The sequence below is a fragment of the Streptomyces sp. P17 genome (assembly GCF_032436805.1).
In the GTDB taxonomy this organism is placed as follows: domain Bacteria; phylum Actinomycetota; class Actinomycetes; order Streptomycetales; family Streptomycetaceae; genus Streptomyces.
The window spans coordinates 1-306 of record NZ_JAVRBF010000556.1; the positions used below are offsets into that span (position 1 = coordinate 1).

Annotated in this window: 1 protein-coding gene; it reads left to right on the plus strand. The window is 38.9% G+C overall.

Going from position 1 to position 306, the window contains the following annotated elements:
* Window positions 1–206 (plus strand): hypothetical protein (locus tag RMT89_RS42095; protein ID WP_315889036.1); only part of this gene is annotated, 206 nt, incomplete at its 5' end.
* Between the last annotated feature and the right edge of the window lie 100 nt (window positions 207–306).

Consider the following 306-nt stretch of genomic DNA (forward strand, 5'->3'; position numbering starts at 1 on the left):
TGTCAGAAGACAATACAGATTGCGTCCATCAATTCATTCATGACCTCACAACAGCTTATGAAGAGCTTGTGAAAGAGGGAGTGATTGATGGATATGAACCAGAAGATTTTGATAATGAATTCACACGAGAGCTGAAATCCTTGGAAGATAGTGCTTATCGAGAGCAAGAGATTCAGGCTGAATTAGAGTATTGGCAGAATTATTGATGGAGGCATTATGAACAAGATCACTTGGCTGTTTAGTGAATATCGGCACTCTCGTAATTCTCTGGAAGAAGAGATTAATCGAGTGAAAGATTTACTTAGG